A 14,980-nucleotide genomic window follows, 5' to 3' on the forward strand; every position below is an offset into this window, starting at 1 on the left:
GAGCGCCCACCGGCATCCCGAAAGGCACCCGCAATGTCGGCTTCCTCGCCGTCCTCCCCCTCGTCCCCTCCGCCGGCGATCGTCGCGAGGCTCCGCGCCGCCGGATGCGTCTTCGCCGAGGACGAGGCACGGCTGATCCTCGCCACCGCCCGCACCCCGTCCGACCTCGCCGCGATGGTCGAGCGCCGCGCCGCCGGCCTGCCCCTGGAGCACGTCCTCGGCTGGGCGGAGTTCGACGGGCTGCGCGTCACGGTGGACCCCGGCGTCTTCGTCCCCCGCCGCCGCACCGAGTTCCTGGTCCGCCAGGCGGCCGCCCTCGCCCCCCTGGCCACCCCGCTGGTGATCGCCGACCTGTGCTGCGGCACCGGGGCGATCGGCGCCGCCGTCGCGGCCCGCCTGACCCGGGCGGGCGTGCGGGTGGAGTTGCACGCGGCCGACGTCGATCCCGCCGCGGTGCGGTGCGCCCGGCGTAACGTCGCCGCGTCCGGCGGCCACGTGCACCAGGGTGATCTGTACGCGGCGCTGCCCCCCGGGCTGCGCGGGCGGGTCGGGCTGCTGGTCGCCAGCGCGCCCTACGTGCCCACCGGTGACATCCGGCTGCTGCCCGCCGAGGCGCGCGAGCACGAGCCGCGGGTGGCGCTGGACGGCGGCGCCGACGGCCTGGACGTGGTGCGGCGGGTGGCCGCCGGGGCACCCGGGTGGCTGGCCCCGGGCGGGCGTCTGCTGCTGGAGACCAGCCCGCTGCAGGCCGAGGCCCTGGCCCGCGACCTCACCCGCGGCGGCCTGCCCGCCCGGGCCGTCACCGACCCCGAGCTGGACGCCGCCGTCGTGTCCGCGACGGCCGCGCCGTGAGCCTCACCCGAGCACACGCCCGAGGAACCCCCGGACGTAGCCGGTGACCGCGTCCAGACGGCTCTCCAGCGCGAAGTGCCCGGACGAGAGCAGGCGCACCTCGGCGTCCGGCAGGTCCCGCCGGAACGCCAGGGCCCCCTCGGGCGCGAAGATCGGGTCGTTCGCGCCCCATACGGCGAGCAGGGGCACCTGGGACGCCCGCAGGTACTCGTGCAGCCTCGGGTACAGCTCCACGTTGGACGGGTAGTCGCGGAACAGCGCGAGCTGGATCAGGTCGTTGCCGGGGCGGCCGAGCAGCGCCGTGTCGTGCAGCCAGGCGTCCGGGCTGACCAGCGCCGGGTCCGGCTCGCCGGTGAGGTACTGCCACCGCACCGCCTCCGGCGTCAGGGCCGCCCGCACCGGCGGTTCGGTGGCGGGCCCCGGGGCTTCGGCGTAGGCGAACAGCCCGTCCCAGAAGGAGTCGACGAAGCCCTCGGTGTAGCCGTTCCCGTTCTGCGTGACGATCGCCGCCACCCGGTCCGGTGCCCGAACCGCCAGGCGCCACCCGATGGGGGCGCCGTAGTCGTGGACGTACATGGCGTACCGGCCCACCCCCAGGTGGTCCAGCAGCCCCGCGGTGACGTCGGTGAGGGAGTCGAAGGTGTAGCCGAACTCCTCCACCGGCGGCATCGCGCTGTGCCCGAAGCCGATGTGATCGGGCGCGACGACCCGGTACCGGTCGGCGAGCGCCGGGAGCAGGTGCCGGAACATGTGCGAACTGGTGGGGAAGCCGTGCAGCAGCACCACGACGGGCGCCTCCCGCGGCCCGGCCTCCCGATGGAACACGCTCAAGCCGCCGACGTCGGTGGTGAGGTGACGTACCGGAACCATGACCGCCCTCCGTTCCGCTCGCCGCGAGCCCCACGCCCGCACTTCCGACCCTAGGCCAAGTGCTTCCGGCGGAACCCCAGGTCAGGGCCGGTCCCGGGTGCGGTCACCGTCCCGCGGCGGTCTCCTCACCCGGGACGGCCACGGGCTCGCGGGGCGGCAACGCCCGGATCGCCCGGACCAGCAGCGCCGCCCCGCAGGCCAGCAGGCCGCACAGTTGCACGGCCCAGGTCAGCGCGACGGCGTCCACCCCCGCCGACGGCCCGGTGAGGGCCACGGCCCTGGCCAGGGCCACCGGCACGATCAGCAGGACCAGCGCCGGCGGCAGGACGGAGGCCGGCCGGGAGCGGGTGAGGGCGTAGGCGGTGGCGGCGAGCAGGGCCAGGCAGGCCAGGCCGGTCTCGTCCATCCAGGGCCAGGTCCAGGCCCAGCGCTCCACGGCCCCGGCGACGGCGGCGCGGCCGTTCAGCAGGCTGAGCAGGGTGTACAGCGGGACCGCGGCCGCCAGGGGCAGGACGGCGAGCCAGGCGGGGCGGCGCGGCGCGGGGGCGTCGCGGTGGAACCCGGCCAGCAGGGCGAGCACCGGCAGGGCCGGCACCAGAGTGTGCGACAACACGATCATGGCGGCCTCGCCGGCGGTGAGGCCCGGTGTCCGCGCGGTCCCGGCGTACAGCGCCACCAGGGACAGCACGGCCAGCACCTTGGCCGTGCCCGCCCGGCCGAGGATCAGCGCGGCGAAGGCCGCGGCGCCGAGCAGGCCGGTGAAGCCCTGCGCGACGTCCAGCAGCCGCGCGGCCGATCCGGGGTCGCCGTACGCCGCGGCGCCGAGGGCGCCGGGCACGTCGACACCGAGCCGGTCGCGAAGGCCGTAAGCGTTGAGGAAGCCGGCGAACCACACGCCGCCCAGCGTGGCGTGGAAGGCCAGGCCGAGCACGGCCGCCAGGCGCATCGCCCGCCCGAGGACGTGGTACCGCGGCAGGGCCGGGGTGCTTCCCAGGCGCACGCGGACCGCCAGGGCCGCCACGCTGGCGACCTCGGACGCGCGGGGACGCGGGTTGTCCCGGTCGGACAGCTCACCCGCGCCGTCCAGGAAGGCGGCGACCATCTCCTCCTCGCGTCCGGCGCGGTAGGAGGCGGGCAGCAGCAGGCGCAGCACGAACCGGTACCGGTCCTCCAGCAGGCTCACGCCGTGCCTCCCTGGTGCCGCAGGCGCAGGCGCTCCCTGGCGCCGGCGACGTTGGCGGCCAGCCGGGCGGCCTCGGCCTCCAGGGCGCGGGCCCCGGCGTCGGTGAGCCGGTAGTAGCGCCGCAGCCGCCCCTGCCAGGCCTCCTCGCGGTCCAGCTCGACCAGCCCGTCCCCGGCCAGCCGGTCCAGCACGCCGTACAGGGTGCCCACCTTCAGCCGTACGCCGCCGCCCGACAGCCTGTCCACCTCGGCCACGATCCCGTACCCGTGCCGCGGCAGGTCCGCCAGCGCGGTCAGCACCAGGAACGCGGGCTCGGTCATCGCCCGTGTGCTCATGCCGCCACTATATATCGGCGAACAAGATATGAGGTATCCCCCGCCATGGGGTGCGGCCGTGACGGCGGGGCGGCGATAGGATCGCAGGCGATGGCCACCGAGTTCACCGGTGCGGGCGACCCCGCGCGCAGCCTCGCCCTGCTGTGGCGCACCCGCGAGAAGTCCGGCAGGAAGGGCAAGGGCCGCCCCGACCTCAGTGTCGAGGCCATCGTGCGGGCCGCCATCGAGGTCGCCGACGCCGACGGCCTGGCCGCCCTGTCGATGCGCCGCGTCGCCGAGCATCTCGGCGTCGGCACCATGTCGCTGTACACCTACGTGCCCGGCAAGGCCGAGCTGCTGGACGTGATGCTCGACACCGTCATCGGCGAGTGCGAGCGCCCCGCCGTCATCGAGGGCGGCTGGCGGGCCGCCCTGGAGTTCATCGCCCGCGAACGCTGGGCCCTGTACCAGCGGCACCCGTGGATGCTCTACATCGCCACCAGCCGCCCGCCCCTCGGCCCCAACGTGGCCGACGCCTACGAGTACGAACTGCGGGCGGTCGACGGCATCGGCCTCACCGACCTGGAGATGGACTCGGTGGTCACCCTGGTCGGCGGCTACGTCCAGGGCGCGGCCCGCGGCGCCGTGGAGGCCGCCCAGGCCGTCCAGCACACCGGCATGACCGACGAGCAGTGGTGGAACGCCCACTCCCCCTACCTGGCCGCCATCATGGACGCCTCCCGCTACCCCCTGGCGGCCCGCGTCGGCACCACCGCCGGCGAGACCCACAACGCCGCCTACGCCCCCGCCCACTCCTTCGAGTTCGGCCTGCAGCGCATCCTGGACGGCATCGAGTCCCTGGTCCGCTCCCGCGCCACCTGACGCCGTACCGCCGGCATGACGCACGGGTACCGAGCGTCGCTCATGTTGTGCTCTACTGTGCCGCAGACTCTCCGCCAGGGGGGCCGGCGAGACCGGAGACGTCGTCCCGCGGCACGCCGCCGCCGGGAGAGCCCTCGCCGGGAAAGGCGGGGCGACATGAGCTCCCAGCGGCCCGAACCCCTGCGTGCCGTCGCGCGTCGCAACCGCGACCGGATCCTGGAGGTGGCGCGCGACGCCCTCACCGCCTCAGCCGACGCCTCACTCAACTCGATCGCCAAGAAGGCCGGCGTCGGCCCCGGCACCCTGTACCGGCACTTCCCCACCCGGGAGTCACTGGTGCTCGCCGTCTACCGCCACGACGTCGAACATCTCGCCGGCCTGGCGGCGGTCCTGCTCGCCGCGTACCCACCACTGGAAGCGCTGCGGGTGTGGCTGGACCGCCTGGCGCACTACGGCCGCGTCCGGCGCGGCCTGGCCGACGCCCTGCGCGGCGCCACCGGCGACGCCCCCACCGGCGACCCCCTGACCGGTGCCCTCGCGACGCTGCTGGAGGCCTGCGAACGAGCCGGCGTCATCCGCCCCGGCATCACCCCCGGCGACGTGCTGCTTCTCACGGGCTTCCTGTGGCGCACCGCCCCCGCCCGCGCCGGACGCCTGCTCGACATCGTCCTCGACGGCCTGCACGCCGGAGCCCCCGCCGAGCCACCGCCAGCGCGCCGATCGGACGGCGAAACCCCGTAGAAGCCGAGCACGCCGGCCGGCCCTGGTGATGAGTTGTCGCGCCCGCACCCGTCACACATACGACGGGAACGACGAGGCGGAAGGATGACGTGATGAGGACGGACACGCGGCCGGAGGAGCTGGGCGTGAGCGGACTGGGCGAGGTCGACGAACCGGCGTTCACAGGGCTGGCGGAACGGCACCGGCGGGAGCTGCACGTGCACTGCTACCGGATGCTCGGGTCGTTCGAGGACGCCGAGGACACCGTGCAGGAGACGTTCCTGCGTGCCTGGCGGCGGCGGGAGACCTTCGAGGGGCGGTCGACGTTCCGGGCCTGGCTGTACCGGATCGCCACCAACGCCTGCCTGGACCTGCTCGCCAAGTGCCGCCCGGAGCCCGCGACCGGCGGCGAGGTGCTGTGGCTGCAGCCCTACCCGGACCGGCTGCTGGACGAGCTGCCCGCGGGCGACGCGGACGAGCCGGAGGCCGTCGCCGTCGCGCGGGAGACGATCGAGCTGGCGTACCTGGTCGCGGTCCAGCACCTCGCGCCGCGCCCGCGGGCCGTGCTGATCCTGCGGGACGTGCTCGGCTGGCCGGCCAAGGACGTCGCGGAACTTCTCGGGGACTCGGTCAACTCCGTCAACAGCGCGCTGCAGCGGGCCCGCGCCGGCATGCGGGAACACCTGCCCGCCGAGCGGCAGGACTGGACCGGCGGCGAGCAGGACGCCGGGACACGCGAACTGGTGCGCCGCTACACCGACGCCAGCGTGGCCACCGACATCGGCGGCATCGCCGCACTGCTGCGGGACGACGTCCGCTGCTCGATGCCCCCCACACCCGGCCTGTACGTCGGCCGCGACGCGGTGGTGAACGACTGGGTCGAGAGCGGCTTCGAGGGCATGAAGAACCTGCGCGCCGTCCCCACCTGCGTGAACCGGCAGCCCGCCGTCGCCTTCTACCTCTGGCGGGAGCAGGAGGGCGCGTACCTGCCGCTGACGATCGACGTCCTGCGCGTCACCGGCGGGGCGATCACCGAGATCGTCACCTTCCACGACGACCGGTTCCCGCGGCTCGGGCTGCCGGAGCGCCTGCCGGCGGACGGCACGGAGTAGTCCCGGTGCGGACGCTCGCGCTGCGCGGCGGCGCGCGTGTCGCGGTGGTCGCGGCGCAGTGGTGCGAAGCGTTCGGCGTCGTCACCCGCGGGCGGGTGCAACTGGAGCTGCGCGACGGCGAGCCCGGGCCCATCCTCGGCCGCGACGCCGCCTTCTGGCTCCGCGGCACCGGCGTCCGCGCCCTGCGCAACCCCGGCCGCCGCACAGCCAAGGTGCGCATCATCACCCCAGGACCAGCACACCCCGTACGCCGGGTACCGGAAGATGGAGGAACGCCATGACCAGCATGAACGACACCGGGGTCGTCGCAGCCCCGGCATCGGGCCAGACCCGCCGCACCCCCCGGCTCCGCAGGCTCGCCGGCACCGGCCTCGTCGCCACGCTCGCGGCGATGGCGGCCACCACCCTCGCCGCCGCGCTCGCCCAGGCCGCCGGCGTCGACTTCGAGATCCCCGACGGCGGCGAGACGATCCCGCTGCCCGGTTTCACCGTGGTGACCGGCTTCTTCTCGATCGTGGGCACCGCCATCGCCGCCGCTCTTCTACGCTGGAGCGCCCGCCCCGCCGAACGCTTCGTGTGGACAGCGGTGTCACTGACCGCCATCTCGTTGGCCCCACCCCTCCTCTCCGGGGCGAACACCGCCACCACCACCGCCCTCCTCGGGCTCCACCTCATCCCCGCGACGCTGATGATCCCCACCCTGGCACGGAACCTCCGCACCCGGACCGATTGAGATCCCCGCAACAGCACAACATGCGGCCCTCAGGCATACGCGAGCAACGTGCCCCCGGTGCTGCCCCCTCCATCCCAAGAAGCACAGAACCTTGCGGGATGGGGTAGCTTCCGCCGCCCGGACGAGGAGCCGGCGGCTCAGGGACCGGGCAGGAGGGGGGAATCGGTGGGCGGCGGAGGGGGAAGCCGCGGTGGTAGCGGATGGTGTAGCGGTCGTCGCCGAGTCGGGCGGCGCAGCGGCGGGCCAGGGTGGCGACCGGCGCAGCGGCGGGCCAGGGTGGCGACCTCCTCGTGACCGCCGGCGGGGACGCCGCACGGGGCCGCGGCACCGCCGATGGCAGGGCCGCCCGTGCGGGGTCACCGGCCGCCAGCACCCCCAGCACGGCGTCCGCCACCTGCCCGTTGCCCACCGTCCGGCGCCGCCCACCGCCCGCGATCTCCACCGCCGGCCGGGTCTTGCCCGCGTTACCAGCCTTCCTCCGGCCGCAGTCCGGCGAACCGCGCCAGGTGCTCCTGCCGTCCCACCAGCCCGGTCAGCGGCACCGGCACGTTTCCCCGCCCCCGATGGAGGCCCTCTGGAGCCATGCTGGACGCGGAGTGGTGCGCCCCTCGTGCCGCGGTCGGCCCGGGGCTCTGCTCATGCTGAAGCATCACTGGACCGGTGACGGTGCGGCGCTCCAGCGGCGCTGAAGGCTCCAGACCCCCGGGTGGGCCGAGGGCGATCAGATGGGCCTCGCGGAGTCCGGGCCCGGGGTCGAGGCCCAGCCGATCGGCCAGAGCGTGGCGTACACGTTCATAAGCGTCGAAGACGTCGGCACGCCGCCCGGCCGCGCACAACGCCGGCACGAGCCACGCGTGGAACGGCTCCCTGACCGGGTGGGCCGCGGCCGGCCCCTCCAGCTCGGCCACCAGCGCGTCCACCTCACCAGAAGGAATGCCGGTGTTCTTCTCACCACCGGCGGGACTACCGGCGTCAGGTCGTCGATCAGCCGGGTGGCGGGGACAAGACGGCCGGGCCGGCGCCAGGCGGATCAGCAGCGCCCTGAGCCGAGCCCCGGTGATCTCCACCTCGCCGCGAAGGGCCGTGCCGTGTCCGCGCTGTGGGTGTCCGCGCTGTGGGGGGCAGCGCCGCCGTGAGGAGATGTGTCCTGTGGGGGCGCCGTGGGTGGCGTGGTCGTCACGCGCAGTGGTCGTCAGGTGTGGCGGTCCTAGGATCGCGGCGCGCATGGCTTTCCCTTGTGATCGGCGCCTTTCGTTGCCCTCTAGCCGCGCGGGGTCACGTGGCCGGTGGGGAGAACGTGTGATGCCGTGTCTGACGGGGCATGGCGGACCGGGACGGGCGGTGCGGGATCTTCCGGCGATCCGGGGCGGGGGTCCGCTTCGAAGGGAGGGGGCCGCGGGATGTGGTGGCCCGCGCGGTGCGCGGGGGCGGCAGGCGTTATGGTCGTCGCTGTGACGGACGCTCGCCGGACGGACGAAGATTCAGCGTGGGAGGGGTGCCGGTGGAGGGCAGGGGGTCCACGTCCGCGGAGTGGCCGATCACCGATGATCTGAGCGCCCTGCGAGGCTGGATCCGCGACTACGCCGCCGAGGCGGGTCTGGACGGTGTGCGCCTGCAGGACCTGGTGCTGGCGGTCAACGAGGCTGCGGCCAACGTGCTCGATCACGCCGAGGGCAACGGCCACGTGCGCGCCTGGCGGGACGACACGTCCGTCACGGTCGAGATCCGCGACTTCGCGGGCCGTCTGGTGCCCGCGCACGCCGACGCCGGCGACCCGGGACTGAACCGGCTGCGCGGCCGAGGGCTGTGGCTGATGCGGCAGTTGTGCGACGAGGTGCGCATCATCCGCCACGCCGGCGGCTCCTCGGTCCTGCTGCGCCAGGCCCTGCACGGCGACCCACTCTTCCCCGAGCACCCCGCCGGGCCGCCGACCGGCCCGGGCGACCCGGCCCTGTGACCCGCGGGGCGGGCGCTCAGCTCAGCTCACCGGGGTGGACATCATCTGGTCCACCATCGTGGTGGTGTGCTTGGCGTACCGGAACAGCGGGTGGGCCAGTACCTCCCGCAGGAACGCCAGGTTGGTGCGCACCCCGGGGCCGGTGACGGTGAACTCCTCAAGGGCACGCTGCGCCCGCGCGATGGCCTGGGCCCGGGTGGGCCCCCACACGCAGACCTTGGCGATCAGCGAGTCGTAGTCGGCGGTGATCACCAGCCCGGGGACGGCGTGGGTGTCCACCCGGGTGAACGGCCCGCCGGGCGGCACGAACTCCTCCAGCACCCCGGGTGTCGGCAGGAACCCCCGGGCGGGGTCCTCGGCGTTGACCCGGCACTCGATGGCGACACCGCCGGCCGTCACGTCCTGCTGCCGGTACGCCAGCCGCTGCCCGGCCGCGGCAAGCAACTGCTCGCGCACCAGGTCGATCCCGGTGACCATCTCGGTGATGGGGTGCTCGACCTGGAGCCGGCAGTTGACCTCGATGAAGTAGCACGCGCCGCCCTCGTCCACGACGTACTCGAACGTCCCCGCGCCGGAGTACCCGGCGGCGCGGGCGGCCCGCACGGTGAGCTCGCCGAGCCGTTCCACGGTGCCGGGCGGCAGGCCGGGCGGCGGGGTCTCCTCGATGAGTTTCTGCCGCCGCCGCTGCACCGAGCAGTCCCGCGCCCCCAGGTGCACCACGTTGCCGTGCCCGTCGGCCAGCACCTGCACCTCCACGTGCCGGGCCGCGTCGAGGAACTTCTCGACGTACACCCGGGCGTCGCCGAACAGCGCGATGGCCTCCTGGCGGGTGGTGGCGAACGCGGCGGCGAAGTCCCCGGGCTCCTGCACCACTCTCATGGCGCGGCCCCCGCCGCCGGCGCTGGCCTTGATGACCACCGGGTACCCGATCTCCTCGGCGGTCTTCGCGGCCTCGGCGGGGCACCTGGCGGGCCCGGGGCTGCCCGGCAGCACCGGCAGCCCGGCGGCCAGGGCGAACTCCCGTGCCGACACCTTGTCGCCCAGCCGGGCGATCACGGACGCGGGCGGCCCGATCAGCGTCAGGCCGTGCGCCTGGCAGATCTCGGCGAACTGCGCGCTCTCCGACATGAACCCGTACCCCGGGTGGACGGCGTCCGCCCCGGCCTGCAGCGCCGCGGCGACCACCGCGGCGGGGCTGAGGTAGCTGCGCCTCGGCGCGGGCGGCCCGATCTGCACGCTCTCGTCGGCCAGGCGCACCGCCGCGGTGTCGCGGTCGGCCGTGGAGTGGGCGACCACCGCCCGCACGCCCATCTCGCGGCAGGTCCGGAGCACACGCAAGGCGATCTCGCCCCGGTTGGCGATCAGAACTGTGGTGAACATCGCGCTTCATGCTCCAAACTCCAGGCGGGAACCCCGCTGCGGGGCTCCCGGCGGCTTACTCGGGACGGCCGGCGCGTGTCCTGCCGCCGTCCCGTGCGGCGACGCCCGCGGGGCCGGATCCCCCGGTGGGGACACAGCGCCGGCTCCCGCGGCCGTCAGTCGGCCGGGACCAGGGCGAGCAGCGGCTCGTCGTACTGCACGGGGCTGCCGTCGCGTGCGGCGATCTCGCTCACGCGGCCGCGCTGCTCGGCCTGGACGGCGTTCATCAGCTTCATCGCCTCCACGATGCCGATCTGCTGGCCGGGCTCCACCACGTCGCCCACCTCGACGAACGGCGGGGCGCCCGGCTCGCGGGAGCGGTAGAACGTGCCGACCATCGGTGAGCGGATCCATGTGCCCGGCGGCTCCGCCTCCGCGGACGGCGCGGCGGGCGCGGGGGCGGGTGGCGCGCCGGCGGCCTCGGCCCATTCGACGTCGACGGCCAGCGCGGCGGTGGACACCCTGATCCTGCGCAGCGGCACCGCGCCGGCCTCGCCGAGCCGGGCGGCGTGCCGCACGACCCAGTCGAGCACCCGCTCGGCGTCGTCGTCGTCCGGCCCGGTCCGCCCGCCGGCGCGGGTGGTGTCGGCTGTCATGCACGGCTCCTCTCACTGCTCACGGTCGGCTCGCCGGGCGGCGGCGCGGGGACGCCCGCGCCGAACCGGCGGTAGCGGCGGTGCCGGGCGGCGAGCAGGGCGCCCGGGTCCAGGGCGATCAGTTCGCGCAGGGTGGCGGTGACGGCGGCGCGCACCAGGCGCCCGGTGAGCGCGGGGTCGTGGTGCGCCCCGCCGGCGGGCTCGGGGATCACCGCGTCCACGACGCCGTGCCGCAGCAGGTCTGCGGCGCCGAGGCGCAGCGCGGCGGCGGCGGCCGGGGCGGCGGCGGCGTCACGCCACAAGATGGCGGCGCAGCCCTCCGGGCTGATCACCGAGTAGACGGCGTTGCTCAGCGCCAGCACCCGGTCGGCGACCCCGAGGGCCAGGGCGCCGCCGCTGCCGCCCTCGCCGGTGACCACGGCCACCACGGGCACCGGCAGCCGCGCCATCAGCCGCAGGTTGGCGGCGATGGCGTGCGCCTGCCCGCCGGCCTCGGCCTCCACCCCGGCGTACGCGCCGGGGGTGTCGATCAGCGTCACCACCGGCACGCCGAGCTTGCCCGCCAGGGTCATCAGCCGCGCGGCCGTGCGGAACCCGGCCGGGGTGGCCATGCCGAAGTTGCTGGCGACCAGTTCGCGGGTGTCGTGGCCCTTCTGGTGCCCGATCAGCATGATCGGCACCCCGTCGGCGCTGCCGAGCCCGGCCACGACGGCCGGGCAGTCGCCGGCCACCCGGTCGCCGCGCAGCCGCCGGAAGTCGTCCAGCAGGCAGGCGGCGTAGTCCAGGGTGGTGGGCCTGCCGGGGTCGCGGGCCAGGGCGACCGCCTGCCAGGGGTCGCCGCCGGCGCCGGGCACCTGGTCGGGGTCGCGGACCAGTTCGGGCCGGGTCTCGCGCCACGCGGCGGGCACCGGGCGGCCGTCGCGGGCCCACGACGCGGCGCCGAGCAGCCGCGCCAGGACGGGACGCAACTGGCCGCGCCGCACCACGTCGTCCACCAGGCCGCCGGCCAGCAGGGTCTCGGCGGTCTGGAAGCCGTCGGGCAGCGTCTGCCCGAGGGTGCCGGCGATGACGCGGGGCCCGGCGAAGCCCATGTGCGCGCCCGCCTCGGCCACGATGACGTCGGCCAGGGTGGCGTACGACGCGGCGACCCCGCCGTAGGTGGGGTCGGTGACCACCGACACGGTGAGCAGCCCGGCCTCGTCCAGTTGCGCCATGGCCTGGCTGGTCTTGGCCATCTGCATGAGCGCCAGCGCGCCCTCCTGCATGCGGGCCCCGCCGGAGGCGCTCACGACGATCAGCGGTGTGGCGGTGGCCAGGGCGTGCTCGGCCGCCGCGGTGATCCGCTCGCCGACCGCGCACCCGAGGCTGCCGCCGAGGAAGGCGAAGTCCATGACCGCCAGCACCGCCGGCCGCCCGTGCACGGTCACCTCCGCGCACAGCACCGCCTCCTCCAGCCCGGTGTCCTGCCGCGCCGCCCGCAGCCGCTCCGGGTACGGCCGGGTGTCGGCGAACCCCAGCGGGTCGTGCGCCACCTCCGCCGCCTCCAGCGCGTGCACCGACCCCGGATCCGCCAGCGCCGCGAGCCGCTCCCGCGCCCCCAGCCGGGCGCTGTGCCCGCACACCGGGCAGATTCGCGACGCCTCCCGGAAATGTTCCTCGAACTGCGGCACCCGGCACTCCGGACACGCCGTCCACCGGCACTCCGCCCCCGCGGCGGCCCCGGCACTCACCCGGCTCTCCGTTCCGGGGCCGCCCCGCCGCGAAGCCCGCCGTACGGCACGGGGCACGCATGACGGCCGGGGCGGGCGGCCGGGTGCGGGGGCCGGTGGGTGCGGGGGGCCGGGTGCGGGGCGGTGTGCGGGTGCATGTGGCGGTCCTCCCGTCAGGTGGCGGAGGTACGCGGGACGCCGGGTGCGGCGAAGGGCGTACCGGGCCACCGTGCGCCGGGGCGCTGGTCGTCCGCTCGACCGGCGCTGGAGGCGCGCTGGTCCGGGGGGCGGAACAGAATAACCGCCGGACATATTCAGAAATAGGCGGCTATTTCATATCAGAGCCGTCCAGGCAGGGGCAACGGTCGTTCCGTAATGGCGAACCCGGATTCAGGGCTAAGTTTCCCATAAGCTCACCGGATGCAGGGCCAGACCAGCGCTTTTCCCGATATTTTAGGCCGATGAGCCACTTATACGGACGTCTCGCTAACGGAGTTCATCTAAATTCGAGAAGTCCACCAGCGGGTGCCTCGCGCCCACGACGGTGGCCGGGCCGGACGTCCGCCGATGGGAGATCACATGGAATTCCGGGTGCTGGGTTCGCTCCAGGTCCTCGACGGCCCCGGCGAGCACGGCGACCTCACCCCGAGCGCCGCCAAGGTCCGCGCCGTGCTGGCCATGCTGGTGCTGCGGCACAACCAGATCGTCTCCACCCGTGAGCTGATCGACGAGCTGTGGGGCGAGCGGCCGCCCGCCACGGCCCTGGCCACCCTGCACACCTACGTCTACAAGCTACGCAAGATGCTCGGCACCGGCGGCCCGGCGTCGGTCGTCACCAAGCCGTACGGCTACCTGCTGGCCACCGCCCCGGAGACCATCGACGTCTACCGGTTCGAACGCCTGGTCGCCGACGGCTGGAGCGCCCTGGAGCGCGACGACCCCGGCCGCGCCACCGAGGCCCTGTCCGGCGCCCTGGCCCTGTGGCGCGGCCCGGCGCTGGCCAACCTGGCCGCCGGTGAGCTGCTGTCGGCGCAGATCACCCGCCTGGAGGAGGGCAGGCTGCGGGCCCTGCAGCTGCGCCTGGACGCCGACCTGCGCCTGGGCCGGCACCGCGAGCTGATCAGCGAGCTGAAGGAGCTCATCGCCACCCACCCCCTCAACGAGGACTTCTACGCCAAGCTCATGACCGCCCTCTACCAGGCCGGGCGCCGCGGCGAGGCGCTGGAGGTGTACCAGAACCTGCGCCACATCCTGGTCGGGCAGCTCGGCCTGGAGCCCTCCCCCGCCCTGGCCCGCCTGCAGCAGCGCCTGCTGTCGGCCAACCCCGGCCTGGACCAGCCCGACCCCGCGCCCCGCCCCGCCGCCCCGGCCCCGCGGCCCGCCCCCGCGCCGGCGCAGCTTCCCGCCGACATCGCCGACTTCGCCGGCCGCGAGGACGCCAAGGACCGCATCGCCGCCGTGCTCACCGGCGCGACCGGCTCGGGCACCGCCGTGCGCGTGGTGTGCGTCGGCGGCATGCCCGGCGCCGGCGCCACCGCCCTGGCCGTGCACGCCGCGCACCGGGCCCGCGCCGCGTTCCCCTCCGGCCAGTTGTTCGCCGCCCTCGGCGCCACCGGCCCCGGCGAGGTGCTCGGCGGGTTCCTGCGCGCGGCCGGCGTCCCCCCCGAGGACATCCCCGACGACACCGACGAACGCGCCAAGCTCTTCCGCACCTGGTGCAGCGACCGCCGCGTCCTCATCCTGCTGGACGACGCCGGCAGCGCCTCGCAGATCCAGCCGCTGCTGCCCGGCTCGCCCGGCTGCGCCGTCATCGTGACCAGCCGCTCGGCCCTGCACGGCTTCGCCGGCGCCCACACGGTGCGCCTCGGGCCGCTCAGCGCCGCCGAGGGCCTGCGCCTGCTCGCCGGCATCGCCGGCCAGTCCCGCGTGGACGCCGAGCCGCGGGCCGCCGAGGAAATCGTGCACCTGTGCGGGCGCCTGCCCCTGGCGCTGCGCGCCGCCGCCGCCCGCCTGTCCGCCGCGCCCGCCGCCACCCTGGCGTCCCTGGCCACCCGGCTGGCCGACCCCCGCACCCGCCTGAGCACCCTCGGCGTCAACGACCTGGACGTCCGCACCGCCTTCCGCGCCGCCTACGATCACCTGTCCGACCCCGAGCGCAGCCTGTTCCGCCTGCTCGGCCTGCTGCGCACCCCCCACACCACCGTCAGGCGCACCGCCGCCCTGCTCGGCTGCGCCCCCGACCACGCCGAGCACCTGCTGGGCCGTCTCACCGCCCGCTTCCTGCTGGAGGCCGAGTCCCGCCCCGACGGCGAGGTCCGCTACACCGCGCACGACCTGATCCGCCTGTTCGCCCGCCAGTGCCTGGAGGAGGAACTCGACGCCCACCGCGACCCCGCCGACGCGCCGGACCCGGCCCTCCGCATACCCGCGCGCCCCGGCCCCCTGATCGTCCCGGACAGGACGGCCCCGGACACCCCGGCCCCGGACATGTTCGCCCCGGAGGAGACGGCCGGGCCCGCCGAGCAGATCGAGGCCGAACGGGTCAACGGCATGGCCGCGCACGTGCTCGGCCCCTAGAGGCCCGCTGGTGGCGCCCCCCACACCCCCCGCCGTATCGGGACAAAGCACCACAC

At 75.3% G+C, this 14,980-nt stretch carries 15 protein-coding genes; 8 read left to right on the plus strand and 7 right to left on the minus strand.

The features are described 5' to 3' along the window. The first annotated feature begins 33 nt into the window (after positions 1–33). A complete protein-coding gene (locus ABGB17_RS25245) occupies positions 34–852 on the plus strand; it encodes a putative protein N(5)-glutamine methyltransferase (protein ID WP_347633707.1) in 819 nt (272 codons plus the stop codon). Between the two features lie 3 nt (positions 853–855). On the opposite strand, the gene ABGB17_RS25250 is transcribed toward ABGB17_RS25245, so the two are convergent. From ABGB17_RS25250 to ABGB17_RS25260, 3 genes are all read right to left on the minus strand, one after another. Further along, positions 856–1,722: an alpha/beta hydrolase gene (locus tag ABGB17_RS25250; protein ID WP_347633709.1), complete on the minus strand. Its 867-nt coding sequence runs from the start codon at positions 1,720–1,722 to the stop codon at positions 856–858. A gap of 103 nt (positions 1,723–1,825) precedes the next feature. Then, complete coding sequence (locus ABGB17_RS25255) at positions 1,826–2,905, minus strand: hypothetical protein (RefSeq protein WP_347633710.1); 1,080 nt, start codon at positions 2,903–2,905, stop codon at positions 1,826–1,828. Beyond that, positions 2,902–3,240, minus strand: a complete 339-nt coding sequence (locus ABGB17_RS25260) for a PadR family transcriptional regulator (RefSeq protein WP_347633711.1) — start codon at positions 3,238–3,240, stop codon at positions 2,902–2,904. Before ABGB17_RS25260 ends, ABGB17_RS25255 begins: the two co-directional genes overlap by 4 nt. Before the next feature lie 90 nt (positions 3,241–3,330). On the opposite strand from ABGB17_RS25260, the gene ABGB17_RS25265 reads away from it, so the two are divergent. The 5 genes from ABGB17_RS25265 (at position 3,331) to ABGB17_RS25285 (ending at position 6,666) form a co-directional block, all read left to right on the plus strand. Further along, positions 3,331–4,101 (plus strand): TetR/AcrR family transcriptional regulator, encoded by a 771-nt coding sequence (locus tag ABGB17_RS25265; RefSeq protein ID WP_347633713.1) that lies wholly within the window; start codon positions 3,331–3,333, stop codon positions 4,099–4,101. 156 nt (positions 4,102–4,257) lie between these two features. Next, complete coding sequence (locus tag ABGB17_RS25270) at positions 4,258–4,842, plus strand: TetR/AcrR family transcriptional regulator (RefSeq protein WP_347633715.1); 585 nt, start codon at positions 4,258–4,260, stop codon at positions 4,840–4,842. 92 nt (positions 4,843–4,934) lie between these two features. Continuing rightward, complete coding sequence (locus ABGB17_RS25275; RefSeq protein WP_347633717.1) at positions 4,935–5,933, plus strand: RNA polymerase subunit sigma-70; 999 nt, start codon at positions 4,935–4,937, stop codon at positions 5,931–5,933. Between the two features lie 5 nt (positions 5,934–5,938). After that, positions 5,939–6,214, plus strand: coding sequence for a hypothetical protein (locus tag ABGB17_RS25280; RefSeq protein ID WP_347633719.1), 276 nt, complete (start codon positions 5,939–5,941; stop codon positions 6,212–6,214). Next, the gene (locus ABGB17_RS25285) at positions 6,211–6,666 is read left to right on the plus strand and encodes a DUF6069 family protein (RefSeq protein WP_347633721.1); all 456 of its coding nucleotides are present in this window, start codon (positions 6,211–6,213) and stop codon (positions 6,664–6,666) included. Before ABGB17_RS25280 ends, ABGB17_RS25285 begins: the two co-directional genes overlap by 4 nt. Positions 6,667–7,130: 464 nt before the next feature. Here the strand turns inward: ABGB17_RS25285 and ABGB17_RS25290 are convergent, their stop codons facing one another. Beyond that, positions 7,131–7,586: a BTAD domain-containing putative transcriptional regulator gene (locus ABGB17_RS25290; RefSeq protein WP_347633723.1), complete on the minus strand. Its 456-nt coding sequence runs from the start codon at positions 7,584–7,586 to the stop codon at positions 7,131–7,133. A 581-nt stretch (positions 7,587–8,167) separates the two neighbouring features. On the opposite strand from ABGB17_RS25290, the gene ABGB17_RS25295 reads away from it, so the two are divergent. After that, positions 8,168–8,623 (plus strand): ATP-binding protein, encoded by a 456-nt coding sequence (locus ABGB17_RS25295; protein ID WP_347633725.1) that lies wholly within the window; start codon positions 8,168–8,170, stop codon positions 8,621–8,623. A 21-nt stretch (positions 8,624–8,644) separates the two neighbouring features. Here ABGB17_RS25295 and ABGB17_RS25300 read toward each other — a convergent pair whose 3' ends face one another. The 3 genes from ABGB17_RS25300 to ABGB17_RS25310 all read right to left on the minus strand — a co-directional run bounded on the left by ABGB17_RS25300 (position 8,645) and on the right by ABGB17_RS25310 (position 12,368). Continuing rightward, positions 8,645–10,003 carry a biotin carboxylase N-terminal domain-containing protein gene (locus tag ABGB17_RS25300; protein WP_347633727.1) on the minus strand — a complete coding sequence of 453 codons (1,359 nt, stop codon included), beginning with the start codon at positions 10,001–10,003 and terminating at the stop codon, positions 8,645–8,647. A 155-nt stretch (positions 10,004–10,158) separates the two neighbouring features. Next, positions 10,159–10,638 carry an acetyl-CoA carboxylase biotin carboxyl carrier protein gene (gene accB / locus ABGB17_RS25305; protein WP_347633729.1) on the minus strand — a complete coding sequence of 160 codons (480 nt, stop codon included), beginning with the start codon at positions 10,636–10,638 and terminating at the stop codon, positions 10,159–10,161. Continuing rightward, positions 10,635–12,368 carry an acetyl-CoA carboxylase carboxyltransferase subunit alpha/beta gene (locus ABGB17_RS25310; RefSeq protein WP_347633731.1) on the minus strand — a complete coding sequence of 578 codons (1,734 nt, stop codon included), beginning with the start codon at positions 12,366–12,368 and terminating at the stop codon, positions 10,635–10,637. The genes accB and ABGB17_RS25310 overlap by 4 nt, the downstream gene beginning before the upstream one ends. Positions 12,369–12,926: 558 nt before the next feature. Here ABGB17_RS25310 and ABGB17_RS25315 point away from each other — a divergent pair. Continuing rightward, on the plus strand, positions 12,927–14,924 hold the full coding sequence (locus tag ABGB17_RS25315; RefSeq protein WP_347633733.1) for a BTAD domain-containing putative transcriptional regulator: 1,998 nt from the start codon (positions 12,927–12,929) through the stop codon (positions 14,922–14,924). The last annotated feature ends 56 nt before the right edge of the window (positions 14,925–14,980 follow it).

The sequence above is a fragment of the Sphaerisporangium sp. B11E5 genome, from assembly GCF_039871875.1.
Classification (GTDB): Bacteria; Actinomycetota; Actinomycetes; order Streptosporangiales; family Streptosporangiaceae; genus Sphaerisporangium.

Coding starts and splice junctions, on each gene's coding strand:
- ABGB17_RS25245 (WP_347633707.1), top strand. CDS start 34: ATGTCGGCTTCCTCGCCGTCCTCCCCCTCGTCCCCTCCGCCGGCGATC.
- ABGB17_RS25250 (WP_347633709.1), bottom strand. CDS start 1,722: ATGGTTCCGGTACGTCACCTCACCACCGACGTCGGCGGCTTGAGCGTG.
- ABGB17_RS25260 (WP_347633711.1), bottom strand. CDS start 3,240: ATGAGCACACGGGCGATGACCGAGCCCGCGTTCCTGGTGCTGACCGCG.
- ABGB17_RS25265 (WP_347633713.1), top strand. CDS start 3,331: ATGGCCACCGAGTTCACCGGTGCGGGCGACCCCGCGCGCAGCCTCGCC.
- ABGB17_RS25270 (WP_347633715.1), top strand. CDS start 4,258: ATGAGCTCCCAGCGGCCCGAACCCCTGCGTGCCGTCGCGCGTCGCAAC.
- ABGB17_RS25275 (WP_347633717.1), top strand. CDS start 4,935: ATGAGGACGGACACGCGGCCGGAGGAGCTGGGCGTGAGCGGACTGGGC.
- ABGB17_RS25285 (WP_347633721.1), top strand. CDS start 6,211: ATGACCAGCATGAACGACACCGGGGTCGTCGCAGCCCCGGCATCGGGC.
- ABGB17_RS25300 (WP_347633727.1), bottom strand. CDS start 10,003: ATGTTCACCACAGTTCTGATCGCCAACCGGGGCGAGATCGCCTTGCGT.
- accB (WP_347633729.1), bottom strand. CDS start 10,638: ATGACAGCCGACACCACCCGCGCCGGCGGGCGGACCGGGCCGGACGAC.
- ABGB17_RS25315 (WP_347633733.1), top strand. CDS start 12,927: ATGGAATTCCGGGTGCTGGGTTCGCTCCAGGTCCTCGACGGCCCCGGC.